Raw genomic sequence first — 11,941 nt, 5'->3', positions numbered from 1 at the left:
GGCCGGTACCATACAGCCGCTTGCCTATGCGCGCGGGCTGGCCCACGCCGCAGTCGCGGCCGGCGCCCGCCTGTTCTGCCGCAGCCCGGTACGTTCCGCGCACCGCACCGGCAGTGCCTGGCGGCTTCAAACGCCGCAGGGCGCCGTCACCGCAGCACGGGTGATCGCGGCAACCAACGCCTATACGCAGGCCTGCTGGCCGCAATTGCGCACCGAGCTCGTCCATCTGCCCTATTTCAACATCGCCACCCGCCCCCTGTCCGGAAACCTTGCCAGATCCATCCTGCCGGGTAGGCCGGGATGCTGGGACACGAAGGAAATCCTGACATCCTTCCGCTTCGACGCCCGGAACCGCCTGATCGTCGGCAGTGTGGGCGCGTTGCGCGGCACCGGCCGGGCCATCCATCGGCGCTGGGCCGCGGCAACGCTGAAGCGGCTTTTCCCGCAGCTCGGCCCGGTCGAGTTCGAATCCGAATGGTTCGGCATGATCGGCATGACCGAGGATGCGCTGCCGCGCTTCCACAGGCTCGACGAGGGGGTCTTCTCGTTCAGCGGCTACAATGGCCGCGGAATCGCGCCGGGAACGGTGTTCGGCCAGGTCCTGGCCCAGCATCTGACGGGGCACCTGCGCGAGGAAGACCTGCCATTGCCGCTCAGCGACGCGCGCCCGCAGCGTTTCCGCGCGGTCCGCGAAGGCTTCTACGAATACGGGGCGCAGGTCGCCCATCTCACATCCCGGATCTGATCCGCACCAGGAGACCCATCATGACCCTTTCGACACCCATCCGGTCTGCCGAGAGCCTCGCCGCCGAAGTGGCGGCCCTGTTCGATACGCTCGGCACGCCGGCCTCGGCACTGGCGGGCGGCACGCTCGACGTGCATTCGCCCGTGACCGGCGAACGGCTTGCGGCCCTTGCCGAAACGGACATTGCGGGCGTGGCGCGGGCAATCGATGCGGCGGACGCCGCCTTCGCAGAGTGGCGCCTGGTGCCGGCGCCGCAGCGCGGCGAGCTGGTGCGCCTGCTGGGCGAAGAGCTGCGTGCGCACAAGGCGTTGCTCGGCCGGCTGGTATCCATCGAGGTCGGCAAGGTGACCTCCGAGGGCCTGGGCGAAGTGCAGGAGATGATCGACATCTGCGATTTCGCCGTCGGCCTGTCGCGGCAGCTCTATGGCCTCACCATCGCCACCGAACGCGGCGAGCACCGCATGATGGAGACATGGCATCCGTTGGGCGTCGTCGGCATCATCTCGGCCTTCAACTTTCCTGTGGCGGTCTGGTCGTGGAACGCGGCGCTGGCGCTGGTCTGCGGCAACGCCACCGTGTGGAAGCCCTCGGAAAAGACCCCGCTGACCGCCCTGGCGACGCAGGCCCTCTTCGACCGGGCGCTGGCGCGTTTCCGCGACAATGGCGGCAAGGCGCCGGACGGGCTGTCGGCGGTGCTGCTTGGCGGGCGGGACATCGGCGAGGCCATGGTGGACAGCGCGAAGGTGCCGCTGGTGTCCGCGACCGGTTCGACGGCCATGGGGCGCGCCGTCGGGCCGCGCGTCGCGTCGCGCTTCGGGCGGTCGCTGCTGGAACTCGGCGGCAACAACGCGGCCATCGTCTGCCCGTCGGCCGATCTGGACCTGACGTTGCGCGGTGTCGCCTTTGCGGCGATGGGCACCGCCGGCCAGCGCTGCACCACCCTGCGGCGCCTGTTCGTGCATGACAGCGTCTACGATACGCTCGTGCCGCGGCTGAAGGCAGCCTACGCATCCGTCGCCGTGGGCAATCCGATGAGCGAGGGCACGCTTGTCGGGCCGCTGATCGACGCAGCGGCCTTCGAGGCGATGCAGAAGGCGCTCGAGGCCGCCCGCGCGGCCGGCGGCACGGTGTCCGGCGGCGAGCGTGTCACCGTCGGCGCGGGTGGCTACTATGTGCGTCCTGCCCTGGTGGAGATGCCGGGCCAGACCGGCCCGATGCTGGAGGAAACCTTCGCCCCCATCCTCTACGTGGTGCGCTACGACGCCTTCGACGAGGCGATCGCCCTGCAGAACGGCGTGCCGCAGGGCCTGTCCTCGTCGGTGTTCACCAACGATCTGCGCGAGGCCGAGCTGTTCCTGTCGGCGAGCGGGTCGGACTGCGGCATTGCCAACGTCAATATCGGCCCGTCCGGTGCCGAGATCGGCGGTGCCTTCGGCGGCGAGAAGGAAACCGGTGGTGGCCGTGAATCGGGCTCGGACGCCTGGAAAGCCTATATGCGACGGGCCACGAACACCATCAATTACGGGCGCACTCTGCCGCTGGCGCAGGGCGTGAAGTTCGATGTGGGCTGACAAAAGGGCACGTTGACCGGGCTTGCGTAACCATCAATAACTGAGGCTGGTAAACCGCTTCAGGACATCGCATGGCCCGTGGTCCACTTCTTGTCTTCGCGCCATTACTCGTCCTTGTCGCGGCGTGCCGGCCACCCGAGGCCCAGCCCGAGACGCCCATCGTTCCGGTGGTCGTGCAGCGGGCGCAACTGTCCGATTACGCGCCCACGGCCGCCGTCACCGGCGAGGTGCAGGCCCGCAATCAGACGGCGCTCGCCTTCCGGGTCGGCGGTCGCGTTTCCGAACGCAGTGTCGATGTGGGTGACCGCGTTGCCGAAGGCGACGTGCTGGCCCGGCTGGACCCGCGTGAACAGCAGGCGGACCTGGCGGCATCGCAGGCCGGCGTGGAAGCGGCGCAGGCACAGCTTGACCAGGCAAATTCCGAGTTTACGCGGCAGGATGCACTGTACCGGCAGGGCCTGACGACACGCAGTGTGTTCGAGCAGGCGCAGGAGGCCGTTCGTACCGCGCAGGCGTCGCTGGATGCCGCGCAGGCGCAGCAGGCAACCAGCGCCGATGCGCTGTCCTACACGCAATTGCGGGCAACTGCGCCCGGCGTCGTCACGGCGCGCGACATAGAGGTGGGGCAGGTGGTGCAGGCGGCGGAAACGGCGTTCTCCGTAGCCGAGGACGGGCCGAGGGACGCTGTCTTCCACGTTTATGAGCGCATCCTGTTCGAGCGGCCCCCGACCGATCATATCGCGCTATCGCTGGCGACGGACCCCTCCGTCTCGACGACCGGAAGCATCCGGGAAATCTCCCCGGCCGTGGACACGACCACGGGAACGGTTCGCGTGAAGGTCGGCATCGACGATGTGCCGGACCGGATGAACCTCGGCTCCGCCGTCGTCGGCCAGGCTTTGTTGCCCGGCACGCGCGGGGTCATCGTGCCATGGAGCGCGCTGGCGTCCGCCGCCGGACAGCCGGCGGTCTGGATCGTCGACATCGACAAGGGCACCACGGAGCTGCGCCCGGTGCGCATACAGGCCTATGAAACGGGCCGCATCATACTGGCCGGGGGGGTGGAGCCGGGAGAGGCCGTGGTGGTGGACGGAACCAAGTTCCTTCGGCCCGACGAAAAGGTGTCCGTCATCGAGGAGGCCGGATCGTGAGGCACGCCTTGCTTTATCTGCCGGCCCTCGCGCTGGCGCTTGCGGCGCTGGCCGGCTGCAACCGGACAGAGGAGCCGGCTGCCGCCGAGCCTGTCCGCCCCGTCCGCGCCATGCAGGTTGCGGCCGTCGAAACGCCGAGCCTGCTGCTGACCGGAACGATAGAACCGCGTGTGCGCACCGATCTCGGCTTTCGCGTCCTCGGCCGCATCACCTCTCGCCCGGTCGAGACGGGCGATACGGTGCAACAGGGCGCCGTGCTGGCGACGGTGGACCCGACCACCCTGGACCTTGCGGTGCAGTCGGCGGAAGCCGACCTGATCAGTGCCAAGGCCCAGCTTGCCGAAGCCTCCGGCGTGGCTTTCCGGCAAAGCGAACTGCTGGCGGCGCGTGCATCGACGCAGGCCAGCTTCGAATCCGCCGACAGGCAACGCCGCACGGGCGCCGCGCAGGTGGCAAGTGCGCAGGCGCGGCTGACCAAGGCGCAGGAACAACGCGGCTACGCCGAACTCAAGGCGGATTATGACGGCGTCGTCCTGTCCACCAGTGCCGATGTCGGCCAGGTGGTCAGCCCCGGCCAGACGGTCTTGACGCTGGCGCGCCCCGACGTGCGGGAAGCGGTCATCGATGTGCCCGATCAGGCGGCCTCGTCGCTGGCCGTGGGCATGCCGTTCAACGTGCGGCTGGAGCTCGATCACGGCATGACGACGTCGGGCCGCGTCCGGGAGATCGCCCCCAGCGCCGATCCGGCGACACGCAGCCGCCGCGTCCGCATCACGCTGGACGATCCACCGCAGGATTTCCGCCTCGGCTCGACGGTCCGGGTGTTCCCGGCCGATGAGGGCCCACCGGGGATCGCCTTGCCGGCATCCGCCGTCAAGCGGACGGCGGATGGCGACTTCGTTTTCGTCATCGAGGACGGCACGCGGGCGGTGCTCCGGGCCGTGGAGTTGGAGCCGGTCGGACCGGGCTTCAAGGTGACATCCGGCCTGTCGGATGGCGAGACGGTTGCCACCGCCGGCGTCAACCGGCTGGAGGACGGACAGGCCGTGCGCATTGGCGGAGACGCGATTTGAAAGCCGAGCAGTTCAACCTCTCCGACTGGGCGCTCCGCCACCGTTCGATGATCTGGTACTTCATGATCGTCTTCCTTCTGGCGGGGGCGTTCTCCTATATCGGCCTCGGGCGCGAGGAAGATCCCAACTTCACCATCAAGACCATGCTGATCCAGGCGCAATGGCCCGGCGCATCGGCCGAGGAGACGACGCTTCAGGTCACCGACCGCATCGAGAAGAAGCTCGAGGAGCTGGAATCGCTCGATTTCACCCGCTCCGTCACGCGGCCGGGCGTGACGACCGTCTTCGTCAATCTGCGCGACACCACCAAGGCCCGCGACGTGCCGGCGATCTGGCAGGAAGTCCGCAGCATGATCGGCGACATAAGGCCGAACTTTCCGGAAGGGGTGCAGGGGCCGTTCTTCAACGATCGTTTCGGCGACGTCTATGGCAACATCTACGCCTTCGTCAGCGATGGGCTGACCCAACGCCAGTTGCGCGACATCGTGGAGGATATCCGCGCCAAGGTGCTGACGGTGCGCAATGTCGGCCGGGTGGAGGTGCTGGGCGCACAGGACGAAGCCATCTACCTGGAATTCTCGACACGGCAGATCGCCGCGCTGGGGCTCGACCAGCAGCAGATCATCAATACGCTGCGGGCTCAGAACGCCATCAGCCCGTCCGGCGTCATCCAGGCCGGGCCGGAGCGCGTGTCGGTGCGCGTCAGCGGCCAGTTCGCCTCCGAAGACAGCCTGAGCGCCGTCAACCTGCGCATCAACGATCGCTTCTTCCCATTGTCCGACGTCGCGACCATCACGCGCGGCTATGTCGACCCGCCCTCGGCGCTGTTCCGCGCCAATGGCCAACCGGCCATCGGCCTTGCCATCGGCATGCGTGCGGGCTCCAACCTTCTGGACTTCGGCGAGGCGCTGGAGGCCGAGATGGAGCGCGTCACCGCCGAGCTGCCCGTCGGCGTGGACGTGATCCGCGTCGCCGACCAACCCGTCGTGGTGGACGAGGCGGTGTCCCAGTTCACCCGCGCGCTCTTCGAGGCGGTCGCCATCGTCCTTGCCATCAGCTTCATCAGCCTCGGCCTGCGGGCCGGGCTCGTCGTGGCGGTGTCGATCCCGCTGGTGCTGGCCATCACCTTCCTCATCATGGCCTATCTCGGCATATCCATGCAGCGCGTGTCGCTGGGCGCCCTCATCATCGCGCTCGGCCTGCTGGTGGACGACGCCATGATCGCGGTGGAGATGATGGTCGCCCGGCTCGAGGTGGGCGACCCGCTCGAGAAGGCGGCAACCTACGTCTATACCTCGACGGCGTTTCCCATGCTCACCGGCACGCTCGTTACGGTGGCCGGCTTCGTGCCCATCGGACTCAACAGCTCCAATGCCGGCGAATTCACCTTTACGCTCTTCGTCGTCATCGCCGTCGCGCTGCTGATCTCGTGGATCGTGGCGGTGCTGTTTGCGCCGCTGCTGGGCGTCACGCTGCTGCCGCGCGCTCTGCCGGACCACAAGAAGCAGAAGGGCTGGTTCGCGCGGGGGTTCCAGCGCATTCTGCTGGTCGCCATGCGGGCCCGCTGGATCACCATCGGCCTGACCGTCATCGCCTTCGGCATATCCATCTATGGCCTCGGCCACGTGCAGCAGCAATTTTTCCCGTCGTCGGACAGGCCCGAGCTGATCGTCGACTTCACCCTGCCGCAGAACGCCTCGATTGCCGAGACGAACCGCCAGATGCAGAAGTTCGAGCAGGACATGCTGGCGAACAACCCGGATGTCGACCACTGGTCGGTCTATGTCGGGCAGGGGGCGCCGCGCTTCATCCTGTCTTTCGACGTCGAGACGCCCGACCCGTCCTTCGGCCAGGTCGTGGTGGTGACCAAGGGTCTCGACGTGCGCGACCGGACACGAGCCCAGTTGCAGGAGTATCTTCGGAAGACCTTCCCCGGCACCGACGCCTTCGTGAAACTGCTCGATATCGGCCCGCCGGTCGGCCGGCCGGTGCAGTACCGTATCAGCGGACCGGATATCCAGACCGTGCGCCGGCTGTCGGAAGAGCTGGCCGGGGTGATGGCGACCAACCCCAATCTGGACGAGGTCGTCTACGACTGGCACGAGCCGGCCCGCGTCGTGCGCGTCAACGTCTCGCAGGACATGGCGCGGCGCCTTGGCGTTTCGTCCGCCGACATCGCCGGCGCCCTCAACGGCGTGGTCGACGGAACCAACATCACGCAGGTTCGCGATGACATCTACCTCGTCAACGTGGTGGCGCGGGCAACGGATGCGGAGCGCGGTTCCATCGATACGCTGCAGAACCTGCAATTGCCCGGCAGCAGCGGCCAGTCGGTGCCGCTGGCGGCAATTGCCAGCTTCTCCTACGAGATGGAGCAGCCCGTCATCTGGCGTCGCTCGCGGCTGCCGACCATAACCGTGCAGGCGGCTGTCCAGGGCAGCGTCCAGCCCGATACCGTCGTGCGGCAGCTGACGCCCGCCGTCGCCGAATTCTCGGAGCGGCTGCCGGCCGGCTACAACGTCGCCATCGGCGGCGCGGTCGAGGAAAGCGGCAAGAGCCAGGCCCCGATCATCGCCGTCGTGCCGCTGATGCTGTTCCTCATGGCGACAATCCTGATGATTCAGCTTCAAAGCTTCCAGCGGCTGTTTCTGGTCTTCTCCGTTGCGCCGCTGGCCTCCATCGGCGTCGTCGTCGGCCTTCTGGCCAGCAACTCGCCGATGGGCTTCGTGGCCATCCTGGGCATCCTCGCCCTTGCGGGCATTCTGATCCGCAATTCGGTGATCCTGATCGTGCAGATCGAGCATGCGCGCCAGGAGGGCGATTCGCCCTGGGACGCCGTGGTGGAGGCGACCGAACATCGCATGCGGCCCATCCTGCTGACGGCGGCTGCCGCCAGCCTGGCGCTGATTCCGATATCGCGGGAAGTGTTCTGGGGGCCCATGGCCTATGCCATGATGGGCGGCATCGTCGTCGGCACGGTGCTGACGCTGCTGTTCCTGCCCGCCCTCTACGTCGCCTGGTTCCGCATCCACGAAGATGCCAAAGCCAGGCCGACCGAAGAAACCGGGGCGGCCTGAGCCGCCCCGCCTTGGCGCTTCGTCAGCCGATGCGGCCGCCGCCGGTGCGGGTGATGGCAACGACGGCCGGGCGCACCGGCATCGCTTCGTCGAAATCGGGCCAGCGGGTGGACAGGTCCTCGTAATAGGAGGGCCTGCCGAATCCTTCCCAGTCCTCGCCGCCGTCGCCGGGATGCTGCACGGCCACGAACATGGTTTCCATGTCGTCGGTCATCAGCGGCCCGCACATCTCGGCGCCCACGGGTACGCGGTAGAAGAGGCGGGATGTTCCGCGCGCTTCCCCATCGGTGTCGACCGCCCAAAGGCCGTCCGTGCGCCCGGTCGCCTTCGGCGAATTGCCGTCCGTGGAGACCCACAGGCGCCCGTCCGCATCGACGGCGCAATTGTCGGGCATGCCGAACCAGCCGTTCTCGCTTGTGGCGGTGGAAAAGGTCGCCCCCACCTCGGCGACCGAGGGGTCGCCGCACTTCAGGAGGACTTCCCACGTTCCGCGCGTGGCGCTGAAATCGCCATCGGCCTCGGCGATTTCGATGATGTGGCCGAAGGCGTTGGCGGCGCGCGGGTTGGCGGCGTCGACCTGGTCGTCCTTGCGGCGCGTATTGTTGGTCAGCATCACGTAGACCCGGCCATTGGTGCCGTTAGGCTCCACGTCCTCGGGACGGTCCATCGGCGTCGCTTCCAGAAGGTCGGCGGCCCGGCGTGTCTCGATCAGCAGGTCGGCCTGCGAGGCAAAGCCGTTCTCTTCGGTCAACGGCCCCTCGCCATGGATCAGCGGCAGCCATTCCAGCGTACCGTCCTCCTCGAAGCGGGCGACGTAGAGCGTGCCCTCGTCAAGGAGATCCATGTTGGCGGCGCGGTCGTCCGGATCGTAGGTGCCGGCCGTCACGAACTTGTAGACGTAGTCGAAGCGCTCATCGTCGCCGAGATAGAAGACCACCTTGCCGTTCTTCGCCACGATGGATTCAGCGCCCTCGTGCTTGAAGCGGCCCAGCGCGGTCCGCTTCTTCGGAACCGAGTTCGGGTCCATCACGTCGACCTCGACCACCCAGCCGAAGCGGTTGGCCTCGTTGGGCTCTTTGGAAAGGTCGAAGCGGTCGTGGAACCGGCCCCAGGCGTAGGTGCCCTCCGGAATGCCCATGCGCTCATAATTTGCGGCTTCGGGGTGGCCGTCCGGCAGCGCGCCCATGAAATAGCCGTGGATGTTCTCTTCGGCCATGATGTAGGTGCCCCATGGGGTCACCCCGCCGGCGCAGTTGTTGATGGTGCCATGGACGCGCCGTCCGGTCGGGTCGGCCTTCGTCTTCAGGCGGTCATGCCCGGCGGCCGGGCCCGACAGGGCCATCTCGGTGCCCGCCGTGATGCGCCGGTTCAGCGCGCCATCCAGCACAGGGCGCCACTTGCCGCCTTCCTTGCGGATTTCGACGATGGTGCCGCCATGTGCGGCCATCTCGATGTCGACGCGTGTACGGTCGGCCTCGGCCACAGTGATCTCGCCGTCGACGATGGTGACGATGCCGGGGAACATCAGATGTTCGTTCGTGTATTCGTGGTTGACGACCAGGAGGCCGCGGTCGTCTGCGCCGTCCAGCGGAATGAAGCCGACATAGTCGTTATTATAGCCGAACTGCCGGGCCTGCGCCTCGGGGGACTGGGCCGTCGGATCGAACTCCGGGGCGTCGGCGAACAGCCTGTCGCCCCACCGCAGCAGCACGTCGGCATCGTAGCCTTCGGCAACATGGTGGTCTGCGTCCACGCCGGCCACGACCTCGGCGAAGTCGAAGCGCGAGGCGGACGTGGACGCCTTGGCATCGACCGCCGCTGCAAGCGCCAGGGGGCTGACCGTGGCGGCAATGGCCGTCGCAGCCAGCGAGCCCTGCAGAAAGGAACGCCGCGAGAAGCGCGCAGCGATGATTTCACCCATGGTGCGGTTATGCGTCGGGTTCAGCCCTTCGCCATCCGCCTCCTCCAGCCGGCTGGACCGGAATGGTTTCGTGCCGTCGACCGTCTTGTCCATCTGTCACCCCTTGCAGTCTGGAACATTTCCAGGGTGGGGATAGGGGAGCGCAATGACAGGCAAATGACATGCCGGCACCGGGTACTCGTCCGCCGGCCGCCTCGTATCCCTCCGTTTCATATCTTCGTGAGAAAGCCCGGTTCCGGGCCCGATATGGGTATGCGGCGGCAGGAGGTCATAGGCATGCCCCGATCTCCTCGCCTATACAGGCAAGCCAGACCCCGCACCGCCGCACGAGGACCGATTGGGCTCCGCCGGATTCGTTCAGAAACTGACTGCATTGACCGCGCATCGCCACGCCGAGAAGGCGCTGGCCGGCCTGTGCTTTGCGGAAGCCTCCGTCATCCCCGCCTTTCCCGAGGTGATGCTGGCCCCGATGATCATGGCCGACCGGCGACGGGCCTGGCGCCTGGCGGCGATCTGCACGCTGTCTTCCGTTGCGGGGGGGCTTCTTGGCTATGCCATCGGCATGTTCCTGTTCGAGCTGGTCGGCCAGCCGATCCTCAATTTCTATGGCCTCGGCACGGATTTCGAGGCGCTGGCGGTGCGCTTCAACGAGGCGGGCTGGATCATGGTGCTGATCGGAGCCCTGAGCCCGATTCCCTATAAGGTCATCACCATCACCAGCGGCGTCACCGGCCTCGACCTCTGGACCTTCGTGCTGGTCGGCCTTCTGGGCCGGGGCCTGCGCTATTTCGTGCCCTGCGCGCTCTTCTATGCCTTCGGGCCGGCCGCAACGGACATCAGCCGGCGGCATCCGCGCAAGGTTGCGCTGGCGGCGCTGGCGCTGGTGGTGGGCGGCTTCGCCATGGCAGCTTTCGTCATCTGACAAGCGCGAAACGGATTTCCAAACGCGGCCTCCATGCTTTAGATCCTGCACCCAGCGACAGCGCCGGAAGAAGGATCAGCCATGTCACTCGAACAGGTTCTCGCCACCATCGATACGAACCTCGACGCATCCGTCGAGCGGCTGAAGGAACTCCTGCGCATTCCCTCAATCTCGACCGATCCGGCCTATGCGGACGAATGCCGGAAGACAGCGGAATGGCTGGTTGCGGATCTTTCCGGGCTGGGCTTCCGGGCGGCGCTTCACGATACGCCGGGGCATCCGATGGTTGTGGCTCATCACGACGGCGCCGGTGCCAATGCGCCGCATGTCCTGTTTTACGGGCACTATGACGTGCAGCCGGTGGACCCCATTGCGCTCTGGGATACCGAACCTTTCGATCCGCAGGTCACAAGGATGGACGACGGCAGCAGCCGGATCGTCGGGCGCGGCTCGGCCGACGACAAGGGCCAGCTGATGACGTTCGTGGAGGCCTGCCGCGCCTATATCGCGCAAACGGGAAGCCTGCCCTGCCGGGTCACGCTGTTTCTGGAGGGGGAGGAGGAGTCCGGATCGCCGTCGCTGCTGCCCTTCATGGACGCCCACAAGGCGGAGCTGTCGGCCGATGTGGCGCTGGTCTGCGACACCAACATGTGGAACCGCGATACGCCGGCCATCTCCACCGGCCTGCGCGGCCTGGTGGGCGAGGAAGTGACCATCCATGCCGCATCGATGGACCTGCATTCCGGCTATTACGGCGGCGCCGCGGCCAATCCCATCCATGTGCTGGCGAAGATCCTGGCCGATCTGCACGACACGGAAGGCCGCGTGACCCTGCCCGGCTTCTATGATGGGGTGCCGGAACTGCCGGAGGACATCCGGGCCATCTGGAACGGGCTGGACTTCTCCGAGTCGGAGTTCCTCGGCGGTGTCGGGCTTTCCGTGCCGGCGGGCGAAAAAGGGCGCTCCGTGCTGGAGCAGACCTGGTCGCGTCCGACCGCAGAGGTCAACGGCATCGAAGGCGGCTACACCGGAAAGGGTTTCAAGACCGTCATCCCGGCCATGGCCCGCGCGAAGGTATCCTTCCGGCTGGTCTTCGATCAGGACCCGGCGGCCATCCGTTCAAGCTTCCGCTCGTTCGTCGAGCAGCGGCTGCCCGCGGACTGCAAGGTCGAGTTTCATGAACATGGCGGCTCCGGCGCCATCCAGCTACCTTTCGATTCGCCGATGCTGGAAGCGGCAAGGCAGGCGCTGAGCGACGAGTGGCCGAACCCGGCCGTGATGATCGGCATGGGCGGGTCAATCCCTGTTGTCGGCGAGTTCAAGCGACGACTGGGGATGCAATCCCTGCTCATCGGCTTCGGGCTGGGAGACGACCGGATCCATTCGCCCAACGAGAAGTACGAGATGTCGTCATTCCATAAAGGGCAACGCTCCTGGGCGCGTGTTCTGGCGGCCCTGTCGGAGAGGGACGGTTAATCTGC

The 11,941-nt window shown here is 66.9% G+C and carries 8 protein-coding genes; 7 read left to right on the top strand and 1 reads right to left on the bottom strand.

Annotated elements, in window-relative coordinates; all coding sequences use genetic code 11:
- From AUL31_RS17545 to AUL31_RS17525, 5 genes are all read left to right on the top strand, one after another.
- The coding region (locus AUL31_RS17545) for an NAD(P)/FAD-dependent oxidoreductase (RefSeq protein WP_156417298.1) at window positions 1–745 on the top strand (745 nt) is incomplete at its 5' end.
- Window positions 746–765: 20 nt separating this feature from the next.
- Window positions 766–2,316, top strand: coding sequence for an L-piperidine-6-carboxylate dehydrogenase (gene amaB / locus AUL31_RS17540; protein ID WP_060609495.1), 1,551 nt, complete (start codon window positions 766–768; stop codon window positions 2,314–2,316).
- A gap of 71 nt (window positions 2,317–2,387) precedes the next feature.
- Window positions 2,388–3,467 (top strand): efflux RND transporter periplasmic adaptor subunit, encoded by a 1,080-nt coding sequence (locus tag AUL31_RS17535; RefSeq protein WP_060609492.1) that lies wholly within the window; start codon window positions 2,388–2,390, stop codon window positions 3,465–3,467.
- Window positions 3,464–4,540, top strand: a complete 1,077-nt coding sequence (locus AUL31_RS17530) for an efflux RND transporter periplasmic adaptor subunit (RefSeq protein ID WP_244489452.1) — start codon at window positions 3,464–3,466, stop codon at window positions 4,538–4,540. Before AUL31_RS17535 ends, AUL31_RS17530 begins: the two co-directional genes overlap by 4 nt.
- Window positions 4,537–7,617: an efflux RND transporter permease subunit gene (locus tag AUL31_RS17525; protein WP_280137918.1), complete on the top strand. Its 3,081-nt coding sequence runs from the start codon at window positions 4,537–4,539 to the stop codon at window positions 7,615–7,617. The genes AUL31_RS17530 and AUL31_RS17525 overlap by 4 nt, the downstream gene beginning before the upstream one ends.
- A gap of 22 nt (window positions 7,618–7,639) precedes the next feature.
- Here the strand turns inward: AUL31_RS17525 and AUL31_RS17520 are convergent, their stop codons facing one another.
- Window positions 7,640–9,631 carry a PhoX family protein gene (locus AUL31_RS17520; RefSeq protein ID WP_060609489.1) on the bottom strand — a complete coding sequence of 664 codons (1,992 nt, stop codon included), beginning with the start codon at window positions 9,629–9,631 and terminating at the stop codon, window positions 7,640–7,642.
- 280 nt (window positions 9,632–9,911) lie between these two features.
- On the opposite strand from AUL31_RS17520, the gene AUL31_RS17515 reads away from it, so the two are divergent.
- Both AUL31_RS17515 and AUL31_RS17510 read left to right on the top strand, forming a co-directional pair.
- Window positions 9,912–10,460 (top strand): YqaA family protein, encoded by a 549-nt coding sequence (locus tag AUL31_RS17515; RefSeq protein WP_244489451.1) that lies wholly within the window; start codon window positions 9,912–9,914, stop codon window positions 10,458–10,460.
- Between the two features lie 81 nt (window positions 10,461–10,541).
- A complete protein-coding gene (locus tag AUL31_RS17510) occupies window positions 10,542–11,936 on the top strand; it encodes a dipeptidase (RefSeq protein ID WP_060609486.1) in 1,395 nt (464 codons plus the stop codon).
- Window positions 11,937–11,941: the final 5 nt, after the last annotated feature.

It is taken from the genome of Aureimonas altamirensis (genome assembly GCF_001463885.1).
GTDB lineage: Bacteria > Pseudomonadota > Alphaproteobacteria > Rhizobiales > Rhizobiaceae > Aureimonas > Aureimonas altamirensis.
The sequence above is the reverse complement of the archived record's forward strand: the minus strand, read 5'-3'. Positions and strand labels throughout refer to the sequence as shown.